The sequence below is a fragment of the Paraburkholderia ginsengiterrae genome (genome assembly GCF_001645125.1).
GTDB lineage: Bacteria > Pseudomonadota > Gammaproteobacteria > Burkholderiales > Burkholderiaceae > Paraburkholderia > Paraburkholderia ginsengiterrae.
The window spans coordinates 145,216-169,980 of record NZ_LXKA01000033.1 but is presented as its reverse complement, the minus strand read 5'-3'; the positions used below and the strand labels follow the sequence as shown (position 1 = coordinate 169,980).

Genomic DNA, 24,765 nt, shown 5'->3' with positions numbered 1-24,765 from the left:
GCATGGGGTGAGGCGCTGGTCCGAACGGCAAAGAAGCAACCCGAAGCTTCCCTACAAGTGCCGACAGTCAAACGTCGGCTTAGGCCAACAACCGGTCAGCAGGGCCAGCAGCAAACGACCGCTGTGCCTCATGACGATACGTGGCGTCGGTCGCGTCGATCCTGCCTATGCTGTGATAAGCCGCATTATCACGGCAATAGTTTCTCGACGGTAATTTGGAGCAGGAGGCGAGGGGAGCCACCTGCCCGCAGATCGGCCACAGCCCACGGTCGTGCGTCGAACCGGATATGCCGGCTTACTGCGGCTCACCGGTCGTTCGTCCAGGGCCACCGGCGAACGACCGCTACCGAGTTCAATGAATGGGTAGTTCATCGACCCGTTTCGGTCAATCGCACTTCCGCAAAGCAGGCATCTATTCGTTGCAGGATTGTCCAAATCTTGTGCGAATGGCGACAACGCCGTCGTATCAAAAGGATTCCTATTAATGTCGCTTGGGGTTCCACGCTTTGTGTACGAACTCAAGACGGTTGCCGTCGAAGTCGGCAACGTTGGCGGCGTAGTAGCCGCGAGCGAAGTAGGTGCGATCCGCAGGCTTTCCCTCGTCGATACCGCCGGCTTTGATTGCAGCCGCGTAGGCGGCGTCGACCAGTTCATTGGTGTCGCAGACGATCCCGAGGTACAGCCCGGTCTCGCCGGGCTTGCGTTGACGTAGCCAGATGCTTGATCCAACCGCCTTTCCCTTGCCGTACGTGTCGTCACCGATGCCGTAAAGATCGGGGACGCCCTCGGGGCCCGAAGCGGAGTCGTAGTTACCGAAAATGCTCCAGCCGAGTGGCTTCAAGGCTTCGGAGTAGAAGGCCAGTGACTTGTCGATGTCGGTGACTGAGATGTAAACGTGGTCGATCATTTTGACGCCTTCGATGTGGATGAGTAGTGTTTGTTCATAACTATATTAGACAGCTGACTACATTGTGCTGGACCGGAGCTGCAGGCCCTCGCGGTGCTGCGGGCCGCGAGGCCCGTAGTCGAGCTCGGCGCCCAGGTTGCTGCTCCTTGTGATCGCGGCGGGTGCGTCGCAGGGGTCCATGATCGACTCGACGAAAACCAGCCTGTCGTTCGGCGTTCCGAGGGCATCTTGCAGATCCCCACAGGTCCTGACCACGAACGATTGCGCCGTGGTACCGGGATGGAGCGCTTTCGGCAGATCGGCGTAGGCCCAGTTGGCGATATCGTTGTACGGCTCGGTCTTGCCGAGGTAGCCGCGTTCGATGGTGTATCCGCCGTTGTTGATCAGGAGGATCACCGGCTTGTGATCGTGACGCAAGATGGTCGAAAGCTCCTGTGCCGTGACCTGGAAGGAGCCATCGCCCACGAGCAAAATGTGACGACGCTCTGGCGCCGCAGTCAGGGCGCCGAGGAGGGCGCCGACCGAATAGCCGATCGATCCCCAGTTGATCGACCCGATGAAGGTGCAGTTCGGCGGGAGCTTCAGGCCGAGAATGGAAAATGACGTGCCATTGTCGACGTACACGACGTCACCGGGCCGCAGGTAGTCCTGGATGGCCTGCCAGTAGGCTGCCTGAGTCAGCGTGGCGGAACTGTCGGCCTGCGTGCCAGGCATTGCTGCGGGCACAGACCGCGGAGCTCGGTTCGTCACCTGAGGGACCGCATCGATGACGCCGCGCAGCACTTCCTTGAGCGTCACCGCCTGATAGTTGTCTTGGCCGACGTCCACTGCGTGCCCGCGGGCGTGGATCGTGCCGGCGGGCAGCGTTGCCGTGAAGTCACCCGTGGTCACCTCGATCGGTCGATAGCCAATGGCGAGCAGGCAGTCACTGCTCTCGATCGTTTCACGTACGCCAGGCTCGCTGCCCCTGCCGGCGTAAATGCCAATGTACCGGGCGAACGACTCGTCGATTACGCTTTTGGCTGCATTGATCACAGCCACTGGAGCCTGCATCTTCTGAGCCAGTTCCATGAGCAGGGGGGCGACGTCAAACCGGTCCGCGTCAGCATCCACGAGGATCGCCGGCGAAGTGGCGGCCGCCAGCCGTTGCGCGACCGCGGCGATGCACGAGCTCAGTCGCTCTGGATCACTCGGGTGCTGCGTGAGGACGAGCGGCGTCGCGGGCACCTCAATCTCGAGATAAGCGATGTCCGACGGCAACTCCATGTACACCGGGAGCTTCTCGCGCCAGGCGGTGAGAATCAGGCGATCAATCTCGATAGCCGCGTTGCGCGGGGTGATCCTGACCTGCGCGGCGGTCACCGGCACATAGGCGCGAAGGAAGTGATCAAAGTTTCCGTCGGCCATGGTGTGGTGCATCCCCAGGCCGCGATCGATGGACCTGAGCGGTATCGAACCGCAGATGCAGATGGTCGGGACATGCTCGGCGTAGGAGCCGGCGACACCGTTGAGCGCGCTCAGGGCGCCAACCCCGTTCGTGACGAGCAGCGCGCCCAGGCCATTGAGCCGTGCATAACCGTCCGCCGCATAGGAGGAGGTCAGCTCGCCGGTATTGCCGACCCATTCCAGCGCACCGCCATCCTGGAGTTGCTGCAACAGCGCGAGGTTGTAGTCGCCGGGAACGCCGAACAGGTGCCGAATGCCGGCTTCCTCGAGACGGCGAAGCAGGAAGTCGCCGATCGTCATGCGTTGTGTGAGGCTGCCCGTTGTTTGCTTGCTTTCCATGATGGACTCCTAATCTGATGCGAATGCGAGGTAACGTGCTGGACCGAACGCCGCAGAGCTGTAGGCTTTTCGATGCCTTACAACCAGGGCAGGGTTTTCTACGCAGCGGATTCATAAATGGCACTGCGTCAAGCGATTTGCGGAACAGCATGACGGCAAGTCTAGGCACCTGGATCCCACGAGGAAGTGACCCAGTCATTACAAAATAATGTCAAGCGGGTGGGGATCAGTCGGTCGTCGCCGCGTCCGTCATTTACTTGTAATGATTGGGTAACGACCGTGTTCGAGCGCGCTTCGTAGACTGCTATTCCGCTGTAGCCAAACGCTTCTTCTCGATGCCCATCGAGGTGCATCATTCATGCAGGGCCCCATCGTGTTCTTGCTCTCTTGCCCGTTCGGTCGACATCGAAGGCGCAAGTCATTCTGTAGACGAATCGCATCCAAAGGAAGCCGAGGCTCTGATATTGCATGGATTGGACGATATGAGAATCCTGGTCATCGAAGACGAAACCAAGACGGGCGAGTACCTGCAGAACGGATTGACGGAAGCCGGATATGTGGTGGACGTGGCCGCGAACGGCATCGACGGGCTCCACCTCGCGCAGGAAATGCGCTACGACCTGATCCTGCTCGACGTAATGATGCCGGCGATGGATGGCTGGACCGTCATGCAGAAGCTCGGTGGCCGCAGCCAGACGCCAGTCCTGTTTCTGAGCGCGCGCGGCACGCTCGAGGACCGGCTGAAGGGACTCGATCTTGGCGCTGACGATTACCTTGTCAAACCTTTCTCGTTCGCCGAACTGCTGGCGCGCATCCGCATCATTTTGCGCCGCGGTCAGCCTCAGAAGCAGGAGGAAGAGGTTTTCGAAGTTGGGGACCTGCGTGTCGATGTGCCAAAGCGGCGAATCGAGCGGGCCGGCGTGCGCATTACGCTCACCAACAAGGAATTCAACCTGCTGCAATTCTTCGTGCAACATCAAGGGCAGGTGCTTTCCCGTGCCTTGATCGCCTCTCGCGTGTGGGATATGAATTTCGATAGCGACAGCAACGTCGTCGATGTCGCGGTGCGCCGGTTACGGCAGAAAATCGACGACCCTTTCCCCGTTCGCCTGATCCATACGGTTCACGGCGTGGGCTACCGATTCGAGCACGAAGCATGAAGCGCCTTTCGCTCACCACGCGCCTTGCATTGCTATACGCCCTGATCGTATTTACCTCGATGGCGCTGGTCGGCACGCTCCTGTATCGAGATCTGGAGCGGGAGCTGAGCGTGCGCGACGACGGCGCACTCGTGACCCGGGTCGATCAACTTCGCACGCTGATGAAAGATGTCGACGTGCGCAAGCTCATTCATGACAAACCTCGTCTATTCGGCAACATGCTCGGCAATACGGAATCCCTGCTGATCGTGCGTTTTCCAGGTGAAGCACCACTCATTACGGTCAACCCCGGCAACCGGGTAGTACCCAACATGACGCCCGTGCCGGCGGATGCCCCGCTCACGCTCGACACTGTTCGACACACCCGCATGGCCGACGGCACTGCGTTCATCTACGTCGTCGCTGCGGCACACGACATAACTGGGCCACATGACTTGCAGATCATCTCCGGCCGTTTGATGCTCGGGCGCACACAGTTGCTGCAGCAGTACCGGAGCCAGATACTGCTTTGGTCCTCTACGGTAGCAGTCGCCGTCGCATTGCTTGCCTTCGCTCTCGCGCGCCGCAGCCTGCGACCGTTGCGGCTGCTCGCCGCGAAAACCGGGGCTATCGGCATCAGCACCCTTTCGACCCGCATCGAACAGCGCGCCACACCGCCGGAGCTCGACGCGCTGATCGCGGCATTCAACGGCATGCTCGATCGTCTCGAACGCGGCTTCACGCAATTGAAGCAGGTGTCAGCCGACATGGCCCATGACCTGCGCACGCCCATTGGCAACCTGTTAGGGCAGACCGAAGTCGGCTTGAGCCAGACGCGCGACGTCGCGTACTACCAGCGCCTTCTCGGCTCGAATTACGAGGAGCTGCAACGCATGTCGAAGATGATCGACAACATGCTGTTTCTGGCACGCACCGAACAGGCCGACAATGCCATCGAGCGCAAGGACGTGCTGCTTGCCGACGAGTTCGAACTCCTGCAGGAGTATTTCGAGGGCATAGCGGACGAGCGCAACGTCAGGCTTGAGTGGCGCGGCGAAGGCTGTGTTTCGGCGGACCCGCTGCTGCTGCGCCGCGCGTTGGGAAACCTGCTGGCGAATGCGTTGAGGTATGCGGAGCCAGGAACGGCAATTTCGACAGTGGCGGAGCAGGAACCCGATCGAACGACGCTCCATGTCGAGAATCGCGGACCGACGATCGAACCGCATCATCTCGAGCGGATCTTCGATCGGTTCTATCGGGCGGATGCATCGCGACATCGATCATCGGAGTCGAGCGGACTGGGACTCTCGATCGTGCGCAGCATCATGTCGCTCCACGGCGGAACGTGCCATGCGTCGAGCGAGAACGGCGTGACGCGCTTTACGCTCGTGTTTCCCCAGCCTGAGCCGACGGGTGCGGGTATCCGCTCAACTGTGTCGCGCTCCTAGCCCGGATTCGGTACAAACGTAACGTGATCGCTACTCGCACCCGTTAGTCTCGCCAACGCCAGAAAGAGAAGCGATAGGGGTTTGGGGCAATGCATTTGCCCCTTAAGGAAATGGAGAGAGTCGCTTTGATCTGACAAATTTTAGTTCGGCCGCACAGGGGCGGCCTGACGCTTGATAAAAAGAGCGGCCCACTACAACGCCGGGTGGTACACTCATTGCATCGCTTTCAGTATTCTTTCATGTCTGTCGTCCATCGGAGTTTGCGTTCACGGGCGGCACCCGTTTCCCGTCTACTGCCTGGCTAGCTCTCTCCCCCTTCCAGAGAAAGCGATATTCCGTCTACGGACGCCGATTCCGCCAGCTGCGCCGCTGCGATTGTTGCTCCATCCCGATCGGTGCGGCGCGCTGTGCATCGCCATTTCGTTTGCGGCCATCGCCCACTTGCCACACGCTGGGCGGTTCCCGGCTCCCTCCCGTTATGGCCCACACCTTTGGACTACATCATGAGCGAGTACGTCAGAACTTACAGAGGGTTGGAGATTTATCCCCTCGTCTATCCTCATAATCCCCGGAGTGCCACTGGATCATACGACTACGACGCCGGCTTCGACGCTGCTGTCAGGATATGCCGCCGAGGCGCCAACGACACACTGACGGCCAGCCGCGTATTTCGCGTCCCGCATCCTGCGCCGTTTGGCAAGGCGGGCGAGGCGCGCAAGGCATCGAGCAACTATGCGGAGCGGCTGATTGATGGACAAGTCGACGGGCAGACAGTGCGCGATCTCTGAGCGGGCCGCAAGACCGTGCAATCGACCAGGAGATGCAAATGCAGCAACGTAAGTTTGGGGCGGAGAACTATGAGGTCGCCGCCTCGTTTCGCCGGACGATGAGCGGCTCTGTTCCAACCTTGAAGGTGATCCGCCTTTCCGACAAGCGGGTCATTTATCCGTTTCGTGGCTGCCCAGACATGCCACTATGCGAGGATCCAGACAGCGCGAGGAACTTCGCCGAGGTCTACGGCCGGCAACTCGTCAATGGCGATATTGCGGTTCCGGAATAGTCTATTACGATCATTGCGGCGTACGCTCATCGGGCTGCATTCGCCTGTGGCCCTGACCCAGGCCGCAAAGTGCTTGTGCTCTTGCTCATTGCTGGAAGGCGGGGAGAGGTGAGATGAAAGGCACTGCTGTCGTAGCGTGTTGCATGCTGTGTGCCGCAAGCGTGCAAGCGATCGGGCAAGAGCGGCAGAACTGCACCGGCCCACAGCTAGGAACATGGTCGCTCAAATCAAACACGACCGAAGACCTGGCTACCGGCGAGAAGACCGAGTTGTTCGGCGCACATCCAAGCGGTTATATCAGCTATGGCGCCGACTGCCGGATGTCGGTCATCCTGATCAAGGAAGGGCGAAAGGCGCCTAACAGCTTTGTACCAACCGATGCCGAACGTGTCGAGCTCTACAATGGGTTAGTCGCATATGCAGGGACCTACAGCATTGAGGGTGACAAGGTTAGTCACCATATTGATGCTTCGTGGAACCAGTCATGGACCGGCACGACTCAAGTGCGTCAGTTTCGCGTTGAGGGCAATACCTTGTACATAAAGACGCTGCCCGCCAGGAACCCACTTACCGGCAAGACAAGCTCGTCGGTGTTGATCCTCGTTAAGGTCGAGTAGGCATGTATTCGCAGGCCTCGCGCATCCACAGCTGGTGGAGTGCTTGGCCCAGCTGCCGCTGGACAAGGGCGCCTCGTCAAGCGGCAACGGGGATCGGATTCCCGACCTTGGAATCCAGCTCGACGCACCAGATTTGAGCGCCTAAAGGTAGTGCTACGCGGCCAACCGCGAATATTTCATCGGGTGCATTTGCGATTGACGACTTCGATTGCAAGTCATGACCTATGCTCTACAAGAGCGTTCTTCACGTAGCGTGGCATGCGAGGCAGAGAAGCGTATGGCGGACCTTCAAGTCGACGCCAACAAGATTTTGCGCACTGTCGCAGATCTGCCATGCCCGAAAGGATTGCCCCTGCTGGGGAATCTGTTCCAGATGGCGCCGGCGAAAATTCACCTGGTTCTGGAACAATGGGCGAGGCAATTTGGTTCGCCATTCAGAGTCCAACTCGGCACGACTCCTCTAACAGTGTGGACGCAGGCGGAACTGTTCCAGACGGTCATGCGCGAACGCCCGCACCTGTATCGACGGTTTACGCCGATAGAATCTGTTATGGCAGAGCTTGGCGGAAACGGACTATTCTCAGCCGAAGGTTCGGCTTGGGAACCTCAGCGTCGGCTTGTCATGCGAGCACTGTCTTTTTCCAACATTAGGGCTTTTTATCCGACTCTGTCGACCATTACCGAGCGTTTTCTCGCTCGTCTGCAAGAGTCGGCGAGGGAGCATAGAACGCTCGAAATGACGGAAGAACTTAAGCGCTACACCGTTGACGTGACGAGTACGCTTGCCTTCGGCGAAGACCCGCATACGCTCGAGCAGGAACAGGGTGTAATCCAGGAACAGCTTGCTCTTATACCCCCGGCGCTAATGAGGCGCATCACGGCCCTCTTTCCCTACTGGCATTACGTCGCGCTTCCCCAGGACCGGAGTCTCGCGCGGGCGATGGTGGCGGTGCACAGCTATATTCAGAAAATGATTGGGCGGGCGCGCGAGCGCATGCGCCAATCGCCCGATGCACCGCCGCGCAACCTGCTTGAAGCCATGCTTGCAGCGCACGACGAACCCGATTCAACAGTTACCGATGAACAGATCTCGGCGAACGTCCTCACGCTTCTGGTTGCAGGAGAGGACACGACGGCTAATGCGATTGCGTGGGGAATCATGTACATCGCTGCGGATTCGCATCTGCAGGACCGGTTATTTGAGCAGTCGCGTACGGCATTTGGCGAGTCGAAAATCTGTCCGGACTACGACGCATTAAAGCACCTCGACCTATGTGAAGCGGTATGCAGTGAGGCGCTGCGACTGAGGCCGGTTGCTCCAATATTTATGTTCGAGCCACTGACTGACGTGTGTCTAGGAGGCGTTGCGATTCCGGCAGGGACACAGATGTTTTTTCTCACGCGTCCAAGCATGCTTGACCCCCGTCATTTCGGGCATCCAGAAACGTTTGACCCTGACCGTTGGAAGCATCCGCGGGACCCCTCGGAAGGCGCGCATGACCAGAAGGCCTACCTGACATTTGGTGCAGGGCCGAGAGTGTGCCCGGGCCGTTATCTCGCAGCGGTCGAAATGAGACTGGTTGTGTCGATGTTGATGAGGCACTTCAGGATTGAACTGGCGGTCGATCCGGCCGCGATTGAAGAGGTTTCCGCGTTCACGATGGTGCCGAACCAAATGCCTGTGAGACTTAAGCGCCGTGACTGATTTGGGCGGCATTGCCGCAACGACCATGAACCAGCAGCAATTCGATTCGCTACTTCACCACCATATCGTTACGACCTTCATTCATGAAGGCTTTGCTCCAACCAACGAGCGACTGGCACAGAAAGTTGCATCGAGCGTCGACGATGTACACGCAGGGCTGTTGCGCCTTCAGGCTTCTCACGGCGTAGTGCTTCATCCGGGCCGGTGCGACGTATGGGTGATACATCCGTTTTCGTCATCGCCTACCCACACGTGGGTGCAAGCGGGACAGAAAGGATGGTGGGCTCCGTGCATGTGGTGTGCACTGGGCATAGCGGCCCTTGTTAAGGGAAAACTGACTGTGCATACCCGGCTCGGAGGCGAAGCGGAGCCAGTACAAATAGATGTCGAAGACGCTGTTCCGCTGCAAACGGAACTGTTCGTTCATTTTGCCGAGCCGCCACGCAGGGCTTGGGACAACGTTCACCACTTTTGCGCGCGCGTTCTTCCATTTCGGTCCCCAGAAGATGTTGACGAATGGGGAAGTCGACATCAACTTCCATTAGGCGAAGTCATGCCGATTACACAATTGGCGGACTTGGCCCGGCGTTGGTATTCGCACCACGCCGACTCGGACTGGGAGAAATGGACACCAGTTCAAGCCATGGAGATATTCCGCTCGGCGGGTCTGGTGGGGGATTTTTGGAAGCTCGATACCTCGGTTGGGCGCTACTGAATGCACCGGTGATTCGCTCGATGCTGCATTGATCTTCAGGAGCCGTTGCCAAAGCCGTTTTTCTCGAACACGACGGGGGGCATCGCCGCTTCGTTGACATGCAGACGGAAGACGTCCGGGCGCGAGTAGTGACCCGCGACGTCAAAGTCATACTTCGCCCGGGCAAGGTCGTTGAGGTCGAGGTCGGCCACGAGCAATGCATCCTGCTCGAAGATCGGGCCGGCAATGAACGAGCCGAGCGGGCCGACGATGCAGCTTCCACCGCTCATCAACACGGTGGACGGATCGTTACCCTGGATGGCGGCATAGTCGATTGGACAATCCGATCGGCGCAGGTGCTGACAGGCCGATAAAACAAAGCAACGCCCCTCCAGGGCGATATGCTGCATGGAGGAAGCCCATGTCGGCCGGCTGTCAGCGGTGGGCGCGCAGTAAATCTGAACACCCTTGGCGTACATTGCCATGCGCATTAATGGCATGTAGTTTTCCCAGCAAATGACTGCGCCGAGTCTGCCGAATGGCGTGTCGAAAACCGGGAGCGTCGATCCATCGCCATAGCCCCAGATCAGCCTCTCGCCGCCGGTTGGCATCAGCTTGCGATGCTTGCCGAGCATCGTACCGTCCGGACCGTAAAACAACGCGGCGCAATACAACGTGCCGCGGTCCCGCTCGATTACGCCGATCACGATGTATTGTTTGTGGTCGGCGGCAATCTCGCCCAACCGCCGAGTGCCGGGACCTGGCACGTCGACCGCGCTGTCGTAATAGCGGCGATAGTCGTCGCGCCCGGCCGCGGTTCTTCCACCAATTGTCGAGCCGAAATCGAGCCCCTTTGGATAGGCTGACACAAACGCCTCGGGAAATACGATAAGTTGAGTGTCTTGTCGCTCGGCATCGGCGCTGATCGTCGCGACTTTATCGATAGTTCTGTCGGCATCGAAAACGACAGATCCCGATTGTGCAACCGCGGCACGTAATCTTTGTTGCATCACAATTCTCCACTAGATGTAAGGGCGTGCAATTGAAAACGCTTCAACTTGGTCGCGGGTAATGTGTCCGCTCCTTGCTAACTCAATCGCAGATCAAGGGAGCTGGTAGATTCGCGCATTGCGAATGCGGCCGGCGGGGATCGTGCCCAGCACAAGTATAGGTTCCCAAAAGGCACAACCTGATGCCTGCGCGTCGGGATTGAGCGAAGCGCCAGACGATCAGTTGCTCAGGCTTCGGCGGCAATTCTCTGTCGCGCACCCCTATTTGGTGCGATGCAGTACTGCATAGAAGTGTCCCTTTTAAATGTCACCTTCGTATGCCTTAATGGATGGCGGTACCGCAGACTTTGCCGTTTCTCTATAGCGAAGGTACAGTGCCAGGCGGGGCGGGCGTGAGGGATCGGGAGCGAGACATAATGAAACTGAAAAAGAGCAGCCTGGCTGGACTCGCAGTGCTGGCCGGCGCAGCGCACGCGCAGTCGTCGGTGACGCTGTTTGGCGCCATCGATACCGGCTTGTATTACCAGAGCACGTCTGCCGCGACCTTCGCGCCGACTGCGAAAAACACCGGGCACGTCTACGCCCTGAAGGACGCCGGCATTTATTCGAGCTTCTGGGGCATCAAGGGGACCGAGGACATCGGCGGCGGCTACAAGGTCAACTTCAGGCTGCAGGGCGTGTTCAACAGCGGCAACGGCAAGCTCGGCCTGGCTGACACGACGGGCGTCAGCGCGATCTTCAACCAGCAGTCGACAATCGGCGTATCCGGCCCGTTCGGCGCGATCGACGCGGGCCGCCAGTACACGCCGATGATTTACGCCATGGCGGAGACCGACGTCCGCGCGGCGCAGTACTTCGGCAGCATTCTGAGCGCATGGCTCGGCGCGAATCAGGCGGCCGGCTGGGCCGGCACGAATTCGAACGTGCCGATCGGCGCGCTGTACGATAGCAATGCGATCGTTTACCAGTCGCCAAAGTTCTACGGTGCGTCGGTCGCGCTGGAATACGCGCCGGGCGGCGTGCCGGGGCAGCTACAGGGCGGCACACGCGAGTCGGCGGTACTCAGGTATTCGAACTACGGCCTCAATCTTGCCGCGGTCTACTACAACGGGCACGACACGAACCTGTCCGCGACGACACCCGCAACCGGCGTCGACAACAACCGCTTCTACTACTTCGGCGCGAAGTACACGTTCCATGGCCTGTCTGCTTCGGCATCCTACGGAATCGGAAAGAATCCGGCAAACCCGAACCGCGCCGACTATGAACTCATTTCGGGCGGCCTTGGCTATCAGTTCAACCAGTTCTTCAAAGTGACGTCCGGCTATTACTACGTGAAAGACCGGAACTATTCAGCGAATCATTCGAGCGAATACGCGCTTGGCGCGGAATACGGCCTGTCCACGCGCACCTTGCTGTATGCCCAGGTTGGCTATGCCGCGAACCGCGGCACGATGAACCAGTTGATCGGCTATGGCGAGCCCGTCGCGCCAGGCGTCTCGACCACGGCCGCGATGATCGGCATTCGACACAACTTCTGACTTCGTGAAGCGGAGCTGACAATGAACAACCTACGGGTTCTCTCCATCGCCGTTGGTGTGCTGCTCGCGGCGGCGTCCGTGAGCGCATGGGCGCAGGGCGGCGGCACGGCAAGCGGATCGGCGGCGCCGGCGTTGACGGCAGCTTCCGGTGTGCCAACGGGCAAAGCGGCGAGACAGGCGAACCGCGCGCTAAGCCGCAAGGTGTACGCCGCGCTCGCGAAGCACAAGGAGATTGAAGCGGGGAACATCAGTGTTGTCGCGAGAGACGGTGCGGTGACGCTCAACGGCACGGTGACTGAAGCATCCCAGATCGACACGGTGGCCGCGATTGCGAAGGGCGTGCCCGGCGTGACCTCTGTGGCGAACCGGCTCTCGGTTCAGCGGCCCCTAGGCGAGTAGCGAGGAGCGGTCGCTGCCGGAGCGTTCGCCGTCCCGGTGGACGCAATTTCCTGCTGGAAGATTTCCGCGAGCTTTTTGTCAGTATGAAGCCGCGCGAACTGGGCAGGATTAACGATGCGCCGAGATCCTGTTCCAACTCCCGTATGGCTTTGATCACCGCAGCCTGGCTCAGGTGCAGATGGCCGGCGGCGCCACGAATGCTGCCCGTTTCGACCAGGACAAGCCAGGCGTTCAGTTGATGGTCTTCCGCGACGCGTCTACCACGAAAAATTTCGCCAGCCTACCGAGGAATCCCCGCGAAACGCCGGCGCATGCGTGGTTGGGTGTCCCGGCTTTCCGGGACAGAAGTTGTGTTTTTCGAGCGCTAGAGTGTGGCATGTAACGGCAGCGCGCCGGCAGCAAGACTGTCGATGACGACGCGCCTGCGGCAGGCGCACGACGCGGCGCCGCGAAAAAACACCCACAGGAGACTTTGCCATGCACGCCCGGATTCGCCGTCATGCTATCGCTGCCGCAACACTCGCCGTCACGATCGGACTCATGTCCCTTGCCAACCCGTCAGCCTATGCCGGGGATACGGAACTGAACGTCTACAACTGGTCGGAGTACATCGCAAAGGACACGGTGCCGAACTTCCAGAAGCTGACCGGCATTCACGTGCGCTACGACAGCTATGACAGCGACGACACGCTGCAGACCAAACTGCTGGCGGGCAGCTCGGGATACGACATCGTCGTGCCCACGTCGAACTTCATGGCCCGGCAGATTCAGGCCGGCGTCTATCAGAAGCTCGACAAATCGAAGATTCCGAACCTCGCCAACCTCGATCCGGTGCTGATGAGCAAGATCGCCGACGCGGATCCGGGCAACCAGTACGGCGTCCCATGGGCCTGGGGCACTGACGGCATAGGCTATAACATTCAGGCCATCAAGAAGCGGCTCGGCGACAACGCGCCGGTGGACAGCTGGGCGCTGCTGTTCGACCCCGAGAATCTGGCGAAGCTCAAGGGCTGCGGCGTGTCGTTCCTCGACGCGCCGGACGACGCGTTTTCGGCGGCGTTGCAGTACATGGGCCGGGACCCGAACAGCAGCAACCCCGGCGACTATCACGCGGCCTTCGAGGTGCTGAAGAAGATCCGCCCATACATCACACAGTTCAACTCGACGGCCTACGCCGACGACCTCGCGAACAACGACGTCTGCATCGCGCTCGGCTGGTCGGGCGACGTGGGTGTCGCGCGCCGGCGCACCCAGGACGCCGGGAAGTCTTATGAGATCCGCTTCGTGAACCCGAAGGAGGGCGGTCTGCTGTGGTTCGACGTCATGGCGGTGCCGAAGGATGCGGCGCATGCCGAGGCGGCGATCCAGTGGATCAACTACATCGAGGATCCGAAGGTGAATGCCGCGATCACCAATGAGATCTTCTACCCAACCGCCAACAAGCCCGCACGTGCGTTCGTGACGCCGGGCATCGCGCACGATCCGAACGTCTACATTCCGGACGACGTGATGAACAGGATGACGCTGGCGAAACCCCGCACCGCGGAAATCTCGCGCCTCGAAAACCGTCTGTGGCTGCAACTCAAGTCGGGCGGCTGACGGGAAGCCTGGCGTTTCGGCTGGCAGCGATATCGTAATGCGGACCGACACAATGCAGGTTGTCTGAAGTGGTAAGTAAGGATAACGAATGAATAGGGGGTGGTTATGAAGAAGAAGTTGATCTGCTTGCTGGTGGCCGGGGCGATGCCCGGGCTGGCGGCAGCGGACGCGACCGGCGACCAGATCAAAGCGGTGCAGGCGCAACTGGAAGCCTTGCAGAAAGAAGTCAAAGTTCTGAAGTCCCAGCTCGCCGCGCGGCCCGCGGCGAAGAGCGCGCCCGCCACGGTGGCGGCCGCCGCGCCGCCGATAGTGGACGTGTCGTCGCCCGAGTACGGCAAGGCGCCGGCGCAACTGACCAATGACGACGTGGTTCAGATCAAGCAGCAGATCGCCAACCAGCAGCTGAAGGTGGACACGCTCACCGATGCGGCGAACACCGGTCCGATTGCGGGTCTGTCGATTACGGGCTACATCGATCCGACGTATATCTACAACCGTGCGGCGGGCACGTCGTCATTCCTCTTCGCGAATCACGACAACGCCTACAACTATTTCAACAGCACGATTGGCGACGTGTATCTCGACATCAAGAAGACCTTCGGCGTGGGGCCGACGGCGCCGTCCGCCGAAGTCACGCTCATGCCTAATCGCGGTGCCGGCATGTATGTGATGAACGAGCACAGCGAGAGCGGGCTCAACATCCTGAATACGGCGGTCGTGACCGTGCCCTTCACGGAAACGACCGCGTTCGTGACTGGCCTCATGCCGGCGCTGGGAGGCTATGAGTCGCAGCCGTCGAACCAGATGCTGACGCTCACTCACAACATGCTTTATGACTTCTCCGACCCGGGCAGCTATATCGGGGCGGGTGTCAATTACACGGGTGACCACTGGGCCTGGAAGTTCCTGCTGGGCAACGAGCAGCTGCGCACGAACGGCGCCATCACGCAGACGGGCGTGAACGCGCTGGGCGATCCGATCACGACCAGCAACAAGGTGCCGACCTTTACCGCGCGCGTCGATTACCTGCACGGCAGCCAGCTCGATATTGGCGGCTCGTTCAACGTCGGCAGGCAGACGCTGCCTAGCGGGGTCAATCCGGCCACCGGCACCGTTGTGTACGGCTCGGGTGGCCAGGCACCGAGCGCTTACGGCACGTTTTTCTTCAGCGAGATGGACCTGACCTATCAGCTCGCCGACGTGCAGTACAACGCCGAGGTCGATTACGGCCAGCAGCAGCATGCGGCCTTCAACGGTGGCCTCGCGCAGTGGTACGGCCTGTCGCTGCTCGCGCATCGCAAGTTCAACATGCCGATGGTGGGTCATATGGGCGCAACCGTTCGCTACGACCTGCTCGTCGACAGCAAGAACGGCGGCGGGGGCGGTGGCATCGGTCTGAACGGCAACGGCATGGATCCGTACAACGGCTTCGGCATCAGCGCGGACTGTCTCGCGAACTCGAAGGCGGGCGGTGGCTTCGGTTTCGAATGCAAGGGTTCGACGCGCCAGGACGTCGCGCTCGATCTGCTGTTCTATCCAACCCGGCAGATCATCGTCAAGGTCGAGTATCGGCATGACTGGGCAAACAACAGGGTGTTCCTGCGCAGCGACGGTTCATATTCGAAGTCGAACGACCTGATGGCGGCGCAGTTTATCTACACGTTCTAACGCAAGGGCGGTGGCTTGCGGTCCGGTCACGCACGCGGCGGACCGAGCCGACGCCGGAGACATGAGTACTTAGGAGGAGCAGAAATGAGTCAGGAATTGTGGCGCCTGAGCGCAACTGAAATGGCGGCTCTCGTCGCTCATCGCGACGTGTCGTCGAAAGAGCTCGTTCAGCGCACTCTGAAGCGGATGGAGGAGGTCAATCCGTACCTCAACGCCGTCGTGGATGTGCTCGCCGAGAGCGCACTCGCGGCAGCCGAAGCCTGCGACGTCGCCGTTGGCCGCGGCGAAGCGCGCGGTCCGCTGCACGGCGTGCCGGTGACGGTCAAGGTGAACGGCGACATGGCCGGCTATGCGACGTCCAACGGCATCGTGGCCTTCAAGGACCTGGTCGCGCGCGACGACAGTCCGGTCGTGGCGAATCTGCGCAAGGCCGGTGCGGTGATTGTCGGCCGTACTAATGCGCCGGCGTTTTCGTACCGCTGGTTTACCGACAACGATCTGTACGGCCGCACGCTGAATCCGTGGGATGCCGGCCTGACGCCGGGCGGTTCCAGCGGCGGCGCGTCGGCGGCGGTGGCGGCCGGCATCGGCGCGATCGCGCACGGCAACGATCTGGGCGGTTCGATCCGGTACCCCGCCTATGCGTGCGGCGTGGCCGGCCTGCGCCCCACGAGCGGCCGCGTGCCGGCCTATAACGCGACGCAAAGCCGCGACCGCACGCTCGCGGTGCAACTCGCGTCGGTGCAAGGGCCGCTGGCGCGCAAGGTCGGGGACCTGCGGCTGGCGCTCGCCGCGATGGAGGGCGAGGATTCGCGTGACGCATGGTGGATGCCGGTGGCGCGGACTGGTAGCGAAGTGAAGTTCCCCACACGTGTGGCGGTCTGCGCGCGGCTGCCTGGCATTCCTACCGATGACGCGGTGGTGGACGCCATCCACCAGGCCGCGCGCTGGCTGGAGGAGGCCGGCTGCGTCGTGGAAGAAGTCGTGCCGCCGCGCTTTGACGAGGCGTGCGAACTGTGGCTGAAGCTGGTCACGAACGAATCGCTGAGCGGGCTCGAGGAGTCCATTCAGGCTTACGGCGACGCGGCGCTTCGAACCGCGTTTGCCAGCCAGCGCCGCATCGCGCCGCCGCTCGACCTGGTCGGCTACATGAATGGCCTTTCGCAACGCACGGGCTTGCTGCGCGAATGGCAGGCCTTCCTCGCACGGTATCCGCTGCTGCTGATGCCCGTGTCGTGCCAGCGTCCGTTCGCCGTCGACGCCGACCAGAAGGGCGACGACGCCATGCGTCGCATCCTGCAGGCACAGGGTCCGCTGCTGTCCACGGCCATTCTTGGGCTGCCGGGGCTTTCCGTGCCGATGCCCGCGCGCGATGGTGTGCCGTCGGGCGTGCAACTCGTCGCGGGGCGCTTTGGCGAGGCACTGTGTCTCGCCGCGGGCGAGGCGATCGAGGCGCGCGCGGGCGTGTTCACGCCGATCGATCCGGTCTCGACTGCCGCACGGCGCGCCGGCTGATCCCATGATCAAGCTCCTGATCGGTCTCGGCTTGCCCTATGTAGGCGTTCTGGGGCTCTTGCTATCGCCGGCGTCAATCCGGGCCTGCTTTGCCTTGTGGTCAACGTCGTGGTGGCGGCAGCGGTGAATTATTCGCTGCGGGAAACTGGGGCGCGCGGGGTATTGCGTCCTTGAACGGCGGTGGGCGTCGCAGCAGTGACGTCGTTGCACTGGTGGAGCGTTCAAAAGACAAGCTGTCTTTTGAACGCGGATGCTCAACAGTGATCGCAGAGGTCGTGCCGCGGTGTGGGCCAAAACGCTTTAGAACATCGGGTGGGCATCGGGATAAAGCGCCGTTCGGAGTGCGAAGCCGCCCAGCACGACGAAGATGACGGCCGCCAGCGCGTGCACGACTTTGGTCGGCAACCGGTCAGCGAATTTGTGACCAAGATAAATGGCCGGGACATTGGCGAGCATCATCCCCAAGGTTGTACCGGCAACGACCCCATAAAACTCATGGAAGCGTGCGGCCAGGGCGATCGTCACGATCTGCGTCTTGTCGCCCATCTCGGCGAGAAAGAATGCCACGACAGTGGTGCCGAATACGCCGAAATGGCTCTTTGTGGCGAGCGCTTCCTCCTCGTCGAGCTTGTCGGGAATCAGAATCCACACGGCCATGAGCGCGAACGACGCAACGACTGCCCAGTTCATGACATTGGGGTGGATAACGCTGGCGAGCCATGCGCCGAGCGCACCCGAGGCTGCGTGATTCACGAGCGTCGCGACCAGGACACCGAGTACGATTGGAATCGGCTTGCGATAACGAGCGGCGAGAACGAGTGAGAGTAGTTGCGTCTTGTCGCCAATTTCGGCAAGACCCACAACGCTGGTCGATACGAGGAAGGATTCCATGGGGATTGTTGTAACCGGGCCGCGCAGTCAGAACACGATGACACGCATTCCCGCGACCCGGTTAGGTAGGAATGGGCGTCATCGGTCTTGCCAGGCTTATGCTGCACACGCCATGTCGCCAGAAGGTGGACAAGTATGTTGACGTGTGCCTCCAGACATCGCGTCTGGAGCGGCTACTCCCCGAAGAGTGCGCCGATTATAAATGCATGGCGTCGCGCCATGCAAGTGAATCTTGGATCGGCGCACAGACAGGCAATGACCGCATAAAGGTCACGAACTGGGTTAGTTCTGGTCGTCCGAGCGTAACTTCCAGATGGTCGCCGTATTCGTGGCGTCGTCTACCGTAGCGAACTCTAAATGACGTTTGCTATCGAGGCCAAACGCGAGGCCGAACGCGGATCCAGGCGCGGGATCGACCGACATTTGCGCAATGAATTGTCCGTCCACGGTGAATTCAACGATCTCGCTCGGTCGTTTTGGATCGGGATTGACCGCGTCGCCGTTGGCGGTGACGAGGTGTCCGTTGGGGGCGAGCGCAAGCGCGAGCGGACCGTGAAGGTGAACGTTGTCCTGATAGATCATCCGGCCGGGTCCGCCGTCATGATTCCTGGCTGCCGCGCCGTAGATGGCGAACACCGCGTTGTCAGCGGTCGAGGCGACGTAGAGCACATCATGCTGCGCGTCATAGGCGAGCCCCGTTGGCCCTACCACGAGCGCGTTGGAGTCGCTGCGATGCATGTATCCCGACGCGATGATGGTCGAGCCCGGCAGCACCGACACGCCGTTATCCCCGATCTCCAGGTCGAGCCGTGCAACCGTTCCATTCAGTACGTCCGAGACGAAGACCTTGACGAATTGTCCTGCGTCGATCACAGCAAGGTCCCAGGGGCCATCCAGCAGCCTGGTATCCTTCAACTCCTTGATCAATCCACCCTGCGGATTGATGACGAGGAGTGAGCCCGGCGGGACGATGGTCTTGCCGTCGGTAGTCGGCACATTGCCAACCAGTACGACGCCGCTTCTTAGCACAGCAAGCGCGGTTGTGAGACCCAGATTTTGTCCCTGAAAGAACGTGATGGGGTCGCCGTTAGGGACGATCTTGACGATCGTCGTACCTGTGCCCTGCAGATTGGATTGCGCGTTGAAATTCGATACCACGACATCGCCGGGTTTGAGCATGCCCCAGGATGGAACACCGGCCGGTACGAAGGCGATACCGTACGGGTTGACGTCGCCGTTGCCCGGCACGGTCGACGAGGTCGTGGATTGTGGCGGCAGAATGGTTTCCTGCTCTGCGCCAAGGACAGTTCCCAATGAAAAGACGAAGAGTCCGGTTCCGCACACTGCATGACGCACGAAGTGAGACGCCCGGGTCGCTCTCGCCGGATCGCGGAAGCCAATGTATGAACTGAATGCAGACAACGAACGCGTAGCATCCATTTGACACCTCCTTATTGCACGGACGGTCCGATCAGCCAGCACGAATCGCGCAGCTAAAGACGCAGCATTGCTTCGCGCGACTCGCGTGCTGCGTAAACGAATAAGCCGCTCGCTTATTCCCAAAAGATTTGTGTCGTCTGTGTGACGCTGAAGGAGGCGGTCTTTCAATAGCGCCACAAGGATTGGCGGTATCCAGTTCGCAACGGGCGGATGCCCGGACAGAGGTCTGGAAAGACGGGCGAAATTGTGGGCTTTCCAGCAGGCGAGGGCAGGAGCTTGATGATCGGAAACTGCAGGTTAGCCGTGCCGGACGCCATGGGCCCGCAGCTATCGTTCTGTCATCCTTATTGTATTGGGATCTTGCGCGCGACAAAGTGGAACCATGAATCATTCGTCAGGTCGTCACCCTTCTGCAGGCGCTTCCCGGCCGAACTGCCGAATACCGCCTCGGTGTGCAGACCCACTTCGTCAAGCTGGCGGCACTGCGTGTCCATGTCGGTGTACATAATCACAATGCCGAATTCGTGCGCGGCGCAAACGCGGATCGCGTAACCGTCGAATTCACGATTGAGCGGCGAGTAACGAACATAATTGAGGGTGCCCATTGTCAGCGAATACGCGACCCTCGCAACATCGATACAGGTTGAAATCGGATTGACCGAGAGTTCTGGCATGCGCAGCAGATGCAGCGGCTTCTCCCGGTAGCTGGGGCCGTCCAGGTTGTGGGCAGAAAACAGGACCAGGCCGCCTGGCTTCAACACGCGGGAGAACTCGCGCAAGATGGCGCGGCGGCCTGGGTAATCCACCGCGTCGATACCGTTGTAGCTGAATACGACCAGCGCAAAACTTTCGTCCGGAAAGGCCGACATGTCGCGGGCGTCCATCTGTTGCACGCGGATGCCCGGATGGTTATGCCGGCAAATCGCGACCAGTTCGGGCGTGTAGTCGACCGCCGTGTAGTCGTCGCTCACAGCTGTTAGGAGGGCTACGGTTCTGCCACCGCCTACGCCTACGTCGAGAACGGGCTGGTGTTGCACCTGCTGGGTCACCCAGGCGAGTGCCGCCGCCTCGCCGGAATCGGTCCAGCCGCTGGCTACGGCAAACCCTTTCCGTCCACTGCGGCTGCTCCACGCGGCCTGGTTAATCCGATCTTGTGTATTGGTGGTTGCCACGTCATGTCCCGATCAGGATGCCTTCCGAATAAGCTACACCTGGCGGGGACCCGCTTGTGTGCGGCAACTCACCGTCGGGACTTCTATTTAACGTTTTCAAACTTCACGATTTATTACGTGCCGGGCGTGAGTTTCGGATTTGCGTAGCACTGCGCTCCGGCAACGGGACTGGTTTCGGTACTCAAGTCAGGGTTACCCGCTAGGGGTAATTGCTCGAAGTGGGTTCGCGAATTGCCAGGTAGCCCTTAGAAGATGGTTTGCACAGCCTCGGCGGCGAACCTCGGCGCGCAGTGGGTCACGCGGGGCGAATCTCATGCGGCTGGGCCACGCCGCCATCGCCATATTGGCGGATCACTTTTGAAATGATGACCCGGTAGCCGTCAAGCCAGCGCGCCTGCTTCGATTTTGCCTCTTGATGAACCGGATGACTGATCAACTGCTGAAGCGCTTCTTCCGACTCCCAGTAGTAAACATTCTGGATCAACCCGGCACCCGGATTCTCCCAGGTTTCTTCACCTGCATAACCAGGTATGGAGCGAGCCGCCTCCGCAATTTGCTGATCGAGGCGATGAAATTCTTCGTCGTACTGGCCGGCTCGGAAGATAAAGGTGGAAGCGAACATAGGGTGTTTCCGGATGAGACAAAGAACCCTCCGCATTTCGCGTGTTCACGCGTGCATGCGACGGTACGCAAAGTATTGGCGGCGTGATTTTTCGATGAGCATCAAGGCGTAAAACGCACGATGCAAATGTCGTGTCGAGCCCGCCTTATTCCTGTTTTTGTTGGGCGCAGGCCAACATTGCGTCGCCGATTTCGTGACTATCGCGAGCCCTAAGCGTTTCAGCCGCACCGCGGATATCGCGTTCTTCCTTGTTCTGGCTCAGCTTGCGTTTGCCGACAAGCCGCGTGATTTCGATTTCGAGGCCTACGATCGCCGCGAGCAATCCTTCCAGGTAGTCGGCCGGGGCATCGCCCATCTTCCACGGCGTTGGCTCGCTCGCCTCGTGGGTGCGCGTAAGTTGCGCCACCAGACCGCGTACGAACTTCTCGTCGTCCCGGATGCGGATACGCCCGTGCGCATGCACGACCACGTAGTTCCACGTGGGCACCTGCTTGTGGTGCTCGTGCTTGCTCGGATACCAGGTGGGCGAGATGTAGGCGTCGCCCGCACGGAAGATGGCGAGCACCTCGTCGCCGTCCGCCACGTCCTGCCAGAGTGGATTCGCCCGTGCCACGTGCGCCTGCAGCGTGTCGGGCGTGCCGTCGCCGGTGATTAACCGGAATGGAATGTGATTCGCGTCCAGCCCGCTCTTGCCGCTCGTGACGAGCGTGCCGAACGGGTGCTCCATGATGAGCGCATGCAGGACTTCGGGGTTGGATTCGCTGAAATGGGCGGGCACGTACATCGTGGGATCACTCGCTGGCAAGTTGACGGAAAGGGTCGTGGACTCGACCTTCGCATGCGGCCATTGTTACTGTAATCTGGTTTATCCTACAGAGCCAGTTTAGACATATTTCGCAGGACCAGAATCATGGCGAGAACAACCCGTGTCGTGGAGATTCCGTCGATCGGCACATTGGATCGGGCTGCCGGCAACCTGAGCCGGCAGCTCGCGCAGGCGTTACGCGACGCGGTTCGCGAGGGCGCAATCCAGCCGGGCGACCCCTTGCCGTCCACCCGGCTGCTCGCCAGCTCGTTGCAAATCGGCCGCGGGACGGTGGTGGAAGCGTACGAGCAGTTGATCGCCGAAGGCTTTCTGGAGTCGAAGGGCAGGGGCGGAACGCGTGTGGCGCACGCGCTCGCCGAGCCGCCGCCGGCACGTGCCCGTCAACCGGGGCGGCGGGAAGACGTCCGCGCCGAACTGCCGGAACGGGCCGGCATGTTTGCCCGGATTGCGCGCGAGTTCCAGCCGCTGCCGGCGGTGCCGTTCGCGATCTCCGTGCCGATCGGCGTGACTGCGCCCGCCGACATCTGGCGCCGGCTCGGCAACCGGCTGCGTGCCCGCGGTCCAGGCGCCCCCGCCGGCTACGCTGATCCGTTCGGGGCATGGCCGCTGCGGCAAGCGATTGCCGACTACGTCCGCAAATCGCGGTCGGTACGCTGCGAGCCCCATCAGGTCATCGTGACCAGCGGCACGCAGCAGGGACTTTTTCTCGCCTGCCAGGTATTGCTCAGCGGGCGCGACAAGGTGTGGGTCGAAAATCCCGCTTATCGCGGAGTCACCGCGATACTCGAAAGCGCGGGGCATCGCGAGACGATGATCCGTGTTCCCGTCGACGCCGAAGGCATGGACGTCGAAGCAGGCGTGCGCATGGCGCCCGACGCACGCGCAGCATTCGTTACGCCGTCTCATCAATATCCGCTAGGCATGCCGTTGAGCATGGCGCGGCGCAACACGTTGCTCGCATGGGCACGCTCGAACCGCGCATGGGTCATCGAAGACGACTATGACAGCGAGCTACGTTACGAGGGCTATCCGTTTCCCTCGCTTCAGGGCCAGGATCCGGACAGGGTGGTTTATCTCGGCACCTTCAGCAAGGTCCTGTTTCCTTCGCTGCGCCTTGGCTTCGTGATTGCTCCCGACGCCCTGGTCGATTCCTTCTGCGGCGCGCGCGTGCTGATGGATCGTCATCCGCCGAATGCGGATCAGCATGTGCTCGCCGCCTTCATGGCTGAGGGCCATCTGGAGCGGCACATTCGCAAGGTGCGCAAGGTGTACGCCGATCACCGGCAGCAGTTGATCGCGACGCTCGGCGCTCTGCTCCCAAGGGAGCTTGCCTGGCTCGAACCGGGTGACCAGGGCATGCATCTCGTTCTGTGGCTGGCGCGGGGTTTGGACGATCGCGCTATCGCCGAACGGTCGGCACAGGAAGGCGTTGCGGTGCGGGCGGTGTCGCCGATGTATGCAGCCGGGACGGAACGGCCGGGCCTCGTATTGGGATTTGGCGGATTTACTCAGGCGCAAATGCGCGCGGCCGCGGAGCGCCTTGCCATTGTTATCGGCGAGGCGGCAAGACTGGCTGGGCGGAAACGCGCTGCGGCCTTTCAGAGAGTGCACACGGGTGGATGAATCCGTTGCGCGATGACGCGCGGCACGATGTCAGCCTTCGTCCAGATCGATCGGGACTTCCAGTCCAACTTTCACGCGGCTCATGCTCACCAACGTCTTGAACCGCTTGACGTTGTTGTTTGAAAAGAAGAGCTCGCGCGTAAGTTCGGTGTACTGATCCATGTCGCGAACGGCGAGAATCAGGACAAAGTCCCATTCGCCGGCCACGTAATAGCACTGCTGGAGACCGGCGCACGGAATTTTTGCGGAGATCCCCCGTCTGGAGTTGCCTGGCCGTTAAGGTCGGACTTTGACTGGCGCGATTTCGCCTGCAGCGTCATCTCACGCGCCGCAGCGCTATTACGTTTTCGGGCCGGTACGTTCGGGATGCGGTCGGTCGAGTTGCTGCCTTGCCCGCCGCCGGGCAACGGGTGTCCGCCATGCAGATGGCATAGTCCGCTCGCCGCCGCTGGCGACTTGTGGCGGCTGGTCGCTGTGTGGCAACATCGCGGTCATCTCTCAATCACGTTGGGCCTCGCGCAGGCCCACGCACTTCAGGAGAACCCATGTTTGACCACGTCAAATTCGGCGTCACCGACTATGCAGTGAGCAAGGCGTTCTTCCTCAAGGCGCTGGAGCCGATCGGCGTAGCAATTGTCGGGGAGGGGCCGCCGGAGTACGGTGTCGAGCTTAGCCCGCCGAACAAGCCTTCGTTGTGTCTGTTCCAGACCGGGGAGAAGCCGGCGCATCTTCACCTGGCTTTCACGGCCGACAATCGCCAGCAAGTCGACGCTTTCTATCGCGCGGCGCTCGAGGCGGGCGGCAAAGACCATGGCGCACCTGGCCTGCGCCCGAATTACCACGCGAACTACTATGCCGCCTTTGTAATCGGTCCGGACGGGCACAACATCGAGGTGGTTTGCCACCAGCCCGAGGCGTAATTTTTTTGTCACGCTAACTCGCGCCCCCGCTCGCGGCGCCCCCATCACAGCCCAGTTGTAAATTCGCTCAACTCGCGCCGCGCATCGCCGTTAACCCTGACGACATCCCACGCCAATTCGATGCTTGACGTCGCGCGCCGCGCGGCGCACGGCTTCGAATCGTCAGGGTTCGGACTGCAAGTTG

At 60.7% G+C, this 24,765-nt stretch carries 22 protein-coding genes, 2 pseudogenes and 1 riboswitch; of the genes and pseudogenes, 14 read left to right on the top strand and 10 right to left on the bottom strand.

Features of this window, described 5'->3' with window-relative positions; genetic code table 11:
- Positions 1 to 481 precede the first annotated feature (481 nt).
- Entirely contained in the window at positions 482 to 907 is a 426-nt protein-coding gene (locus A6V37_RS02830; protein WP_064265822.1) for a VOC family protein, read from the bottom strand.
- Positions 908 to 964: 57 nt separating this feature from the next.
- The gene (locus A6V37_RS02825; RefSeq protein WP_082902586.1) at positions 965 to 2,692 is read right to left on the bottom strand and encodes an alpha-keto acid decarboxylase family protein; all 1,728 of its coding nucleotides are present in this window, start codon (positions 2,690 to 2,692) and stop codon (positions 965 to 967) included.
- A gap of 482 nt (positions 2,693 to 3,174) precedes the next feature.
- Here A6V37_RS02825 and A6V37_RS02820 point away from each other — a divergent pair, with 482 nt between their 5' ends.
- The 7 genes from A6V37_RS02820 to merB all read left to right on the top strand — a co-directional run bounded on the left by A6V37_RS02820 (position 3,175) and on the right by merB (position 9,376).
- Complete coding sequence (locus tag A6V37_RS02820) at positions 3,175 to 3,852, top strand: heavy metal response regulator transcription factor (RefSeq protein ID WP_064265823.1); 678 nt, start codon at positions 3,175 to 3,177, stop codon at positions 3,850 to 3,852.
- The gene (locus tag A6V37_RS02815) at positions 3,849 to 5,279 is read left to right on the top strand and encodes a heavy metal sensor histidine kinase (RefSeq protein ID WP_064265824.1); all 1,431 of its coding nucleotides are present in this window, start codon (positions 3,849 to 3,851) and stop codon (positions 5,277 to 5,279) included. Before A6V37_RS02820 ends, A6V37_RS02815 begins: the two co-directional genes overlap by 4 nt.
- A 503-nt stretch (positions 5,280 to 5,782) precedes the next feature.
- Entirely contained in the window at positions 5,783 to 6,067 is a 285-nt protein-coding gene (locus A6V37_RS02810) for a hypothetical protein (protein ID WP_064265946.1), read from the top strand.
- Positions 6,068 to 6,105: 38 nt separating this feature from the next.
- Positions 6,106 to 6,339 (top strand): DUF6723 family protein, encoded by a 234-nt coding sequence (locus tag A6V37_RS02805; RefSeq protein WP_100249340.1) that lies wholly within the window; start codon positions 6,106 to 6,108, stop codon positions 6,337 to 6,339.
- Between the two features lie 113 nt (positions 6,340 to 6,452).
- On the top strand, positions 6,453 to 6,956 hold the full coding sequence (locus A6V37_RS02800) for a lipocalin-like domain-containing protein (RefSeq protein ID WP_082902587.1): 504 nt from the start codon (positions 6,453 to 6,455) through the stop codon (positions 6,954 to 6,956).
- Positions 6,957 to 7,233: 277 nt separating this feature from the next.
- On the top strand, positions 7,234 to 8,661 hold the full coding sequence (locus A6V37_RS02795) for a cytochrome P450 (RefSeq protein WP_064265826.1): 1,428 nt from the start codon (positions 7,234 to 7,236) through the stop codon (positions 8,659 to 8,661).
- Complete coding sequence (merB, locus tag A6V37_RS02790) at positions 8,654 to 9,376, top strand: organomercurial lyase (protein ID WP_165614401.1); 723 nt, start codon at positions 8,654 to 8,656, stop codon at positions 9,374 to 9,376. The genes A6V37_RS02795 and merB overlap by 8 nt, the downstream gene beginning before the upstream one ends.
- A 35-nt stretch (positions 9,377 to 9,411) precedes the next feature.
- Here merB and A6V37_RS02785 read toward each other — a convergent pair whose 3' ends face one another.
- Positions 9,412 to 10,365 carry a carbon-nitrogen hydrolase family protein gene (locus A6V37_RS02785; RefSeq protein ID WP_064265827.1) on the bottom strand — a complete coding sequence of 318 codons (954 nt, stop codon included), beginning with the start codon at positions 10,363 to 10,365 and terminating at the stop codon, positions 9,412 to 9,414.
- A gap of 416 nt (positions 10,366 to 10,781) precedes the next feature.
- On the opposite strand from A6V37_RS02785, the gene A6V37_RS02780 reads away from it, so the two are divergent.
- A complete protein-coding gene (locus A6V37_RS02780) occupies positions 10,782 to 11,906 on the top strand; it encodes a porin (protein ID WP_064265828.1) in 1,125 nt (374 codons plus the stop codon).
- Between the two features lie 21 nt (positions 11,907 to 11,927).
- Positions 11,928 to 12,305 (top strand): BON domain-containing protein, encoded by a 378-nt coding sequence (locus A6V37_RS02775; protein ID WP_064265829.1) that lies wholly within the window; start codon positions 11,928 to 11,930, stop codon positions 12,303 to 12,305.
- A gap of 75 nt (positions 12,306 to 12,380) precedes the next feature.
- Here A6V37_RS02775 and A6V37_RS43080 read toward each other — a convergent pair.
- Positions 12,381 to 12,576, bottom strand: a pseudogene (locus tag A6V37_RS43080) (helix-turn-helix domain-containing protein); the annotation flags it as partial.
- Positions 12,577 to 12,782: 206 nt separating this feature from the next.
- Here A6V37_RS43080 and A6V37_RS02770 point away from each other — a divergent pair.
- The 3 genes from A6V37_RS02770 (at position 12,783) to A6V37_RS02760 (ending at position 17,087) form a co-directional block, all read left to right on the top strand.
- Positions 12,783 to 13,904: a polyamine ABC transporter substrate-binding protein gene (locus A6V37_RS02770; protein WP_064285758.1), complete on the top strand. Its 1,122-nt coding sequence runs from the start codon at positions 12,783 to 12,785 to the stop codon at positions 13,902 to 13,904.
- Positions 13,905 to 14,009: 105 nt separating this feature from the next.
- On the top strand, positions 14,010 to 15,572 hold the full coding sequence (locus A6V37_RS02765; RefSeq protein ID WP_064265831.1) for a DUF3138 family protein: 1,563 nt from the start codon (positions 14,010 to 14,012) through the stop codon (positions 15,570 to 15,572).
- Between the two features lie 84 nt (positions 15,573 to 15,656).
- Complete coding sequence (locus A6V37_RS02760) at positions 15,657 to 17,087, top strand: amidase family protein (protein ID WP_064285757.1); 1,431 nt, start codon at positions 15,657 to 15,659, stop codon at positions 17,085 to 17,087.
- 300 nt (positions 17,088 to 17,387) lie between these two features.
- Here the strand turns inward: A6V37_RS02760 and A6V37_RS02755 are convergent, their stop codons facing one another.
- The 5 genes from A6V37_RS02755 to A6V37_RS02735 form a co-directional block, all read right to left on the bottom strand.
- The gene (locus A6V37_RS02755; RefSeq protein ID WP_064265833.1) at positions 17,388 to 17,978 is read right to left on the bottom strand and encodes a TMEM165/GDT1 family protein; all 591 of its coding nucleotides are present in this window, start codon (positions 17,976 to 17,978) and stop codon (positions 17,388 to 17,390) included.
- Between the two features lie 16 nt (positions 17,979 to 17,994).
- Positions 17,995 to 18,174, bottom strand: a riboswitch (yybP-ykoY riboswitch).
- A gap of 86 nt (positions 18,175 to 18,260) precedes the next feature.
- Positions 18,261 to 19,418: an NHL repeat-containing protein gene (locus A6V37_RS02750; RefSeq protein ID WP_242665727.1), complete on the bottom strand. Its 1,158-nt coding sequence runs from the start codon at positions 19,416 to 19,418 to the stop codon at positions 18,261 to 18,263.
- Between the two features lie 344 nt (positions 19,419 to 19,762).
- Positions 19,763 to 20,590, bottom strand: a complete 828-nt coding sequence (locus A6V37_RS02745; protein ID WP_064265834.1) for a class I SAM-dependent methyltransferase — start codon at positions 20,588 to 20,590, stop codon at positions 19,763 to 19,765.
- Positions 20,591 to 20,885: 295 nt separating this feature from the next.
- The gene (locus tag A6V37_RS02740; protein WP_064265835.1) at positions 20,886 to 21,212 is read right to left on the bottom strand and encodes an antibiotic biosynthesis monooxygenase family protein; all 327 of its coding nucleotides are present in this window, start codon (positions 21,210 to 21,212) and stop codon (positions 20,886 to 20,888) included.
- A gap of 145 nt (positions 21,213 to 21,357) precedes the next feature.
- Positions 21,358 to 21,996 (bottom strand): FMN-binding negative transcriptional regulator, encoded by a 639-nt coding sequence (locus A6V37_RS02735; protein WP_064265836.1) that lies wholly within the window; start codon positions 21,994 to 21,996, stop codon positions 21,358 to 21,360.
- Between the two features lie 126 nt (positions 21,997 to 22,122).
- Between A6V37_RS02735 and pdxR the strand changes: the two genes are divergently transcribed.
- Complete coding sequence (gene pdxR / locus A6V37_RS02730) at positions 22,123 to 23,661, top strand: MocR-like pyridoxine biosynthesis transcription factor PdxR (protein ID WP_064265837.1); 1,539 nt, start codon at positions 22,123 to 22,125, stop codon at positions 23,659 to 23,661.
- Positions 23,662 to 23,691: 30 nt separating this feature from the next.
- Here the strand turns inward: pdxR and A6V37_RS02725 are convergent.
- Positions 23,692 to 23,895: pseudogene (locus A6V37_RS02725) on the bottom strand (Lrp/AsnC ligand binding domain-containing protein); the annotation flags it as partial.
- Between the two features lie 311 nt (positions 23,896 to 24,206).
- Here A6V37_RS02725 and A6V37_RS02720 point away from each other — a divergent pair.
- Entirely contained in the window at positions 24,207 to 24,581 is a 375-nt protein-coding gene (locus tag A6V37_RS02720) for a VOC family protein (protein ID WP_064265838.1), read from the top strand.
- The last annotated feature ends 184 nt before the right edge of the window (positions 24,582 to 24,765 follow it).

Excerpts from the sequence above, each read along its gene's own strand:
- A6V37_RS02800 (WP_082902587.1), top strand. The coding sequence starts at position 6,453 with ATGAAAGGCACTGCTGTCGTAGCGTGTTGCATGCTGTGTGCCGCAAGC.
- A6V37_RS02760 (WP_064285757.1), top strand. The coding sequence starts at position 15,657 with ATGAGTCAGGAATTGTGGCGCCTGAGCGCAACTGAAATGGCGGCTCTC.
- A6V37_RS02755 (WP_064265833.1), bottom strand. The coding sequence starts at position 17,978 with ATGGAATCCTTCCTCGTATCGACCAGCGTTGTGGGTCTTGCCGAAATT.
- A6V37_RS02740 (WP_064265835.1), bottom strand. The coding sequence starts at position 21,212 with ATGTTCGCTTCCACCTTTATCTTCCGAGCCGGCCAGTACGACGAAGAA.
- A6V37_RS02820 (WP_064265823.1), top strand. The coding sequence starts at position 3,175 with ATGAGAATCCTGGTCATCGAAGACGAAACCAAGACGGGCGAGTACCTG.
- A6V37_RS02735 (WP_064265836.1), bottom strand. The coding sequence starts at position 21,996 with ATGTACGTGCCCGCCCATTTCAGCGAATCCAACCCCGAAGTCCTGCAT.
- pdxR (WP_064265837.1), top strand. The coding sequence starts at position 22,123 with ATGGCGAGAACAACCCGTGTCGTGGAGATTCCGTCGATCGGCACATTG.
- A6V37_RS02795 (WP_064265826.1), top strand. The coding sequence starts at position 7,234 with ATGGCGGACCTTCAAGTCGACGCCAACAAGATTTTGCGCACTGTCGCA.
- A6V37_RS02720 (WP_064265838.1), top strand. The coding sequence starts at position 24,207 with ATGTTTGACCACGTCAAATTCGGCGTCACCGACTATGCAGTGAGCAAG.
- A6V37_RS02770 (WP_064285758.1), top strand. The coding sequence starts at position 12,783 with ATGCACGCCCGGATTCGCCGTCATGCTATCGCTGCCGCAACACTCGCC.
- A6V37_RS02775 (WP_064265829.1), top strand. The coding sequence starts at position 11,928 with ATGAACAACCTACGGGTTCTCTCCATCGCCGTTGGTGTGCTGCTCGCG.
- A6V37_RS02785 (WP_064265827.1), bottom strand. The coding sequence starts at position 10,365 with ATGCAACAAAGATTACGTGCCGCGGTTGCACAATCGGGATCTGTCGTT.
- A6V37_RS02780 (WP_064265828.1), top strand. The coding sequence starts at position 10,782 with ATGAAACTGAAAAAGAGCAGCCTGGCTGGACTCGCAGTGCTGGCCGGC.
- A6V37_RS02750 (WP_242665727.1), bottom strand. The coding sequence starts at position 19,418 with ATGGATGCTACGCGTTCGTTGTCTGCATTCAGTTCATACATTGGCTTC.
- A6V37_RS02805 (WP_100249340.1), top strand. The coding sequence starts at position 6,106 with ATGCAGCAACGTAAGTTTGGGGCGGAGAACTATGAGGTCGCCGCCTCG.
- A6V37_RS02825 (WP_082902586.1), bottom strand. The coding sequence starts at position 2,692 with ATGGAAAGCAAGCAAACAACGGGCAGCCTCACACAACGCATGACGATC.
- A6V37_RS02810 (WP_064265946.1), top strand. The coding sequence starts at position 5,783 with ATGAGCGAGTACGTCAGAACTTACAGAGGGTTGGAGATTTATCCCCTC.
- A6V37_RS02815 (WP_064265824.1), top strand. The coding sequence starts at position 3,849 with ATGAAGCGCCTTTCGCTCACCACGCGCCTTGCATTGCTATACGCCCTG.
- A6V37_RS02830 (WP_064265822.1), bottom strand. The coding sequence starts at position 907 with ATGATCGACCACGTTTACATCTCAGTCACCGACATCGACAAGTCACTG.
- A6V37_RS02765 (WP_064265831.1), top strand. The coding sequence starts at position 14,010 with ATGAAGAAGAAGTTGATCTGCTTGCTGGTGGCCGGGGCGATGCCCGGG.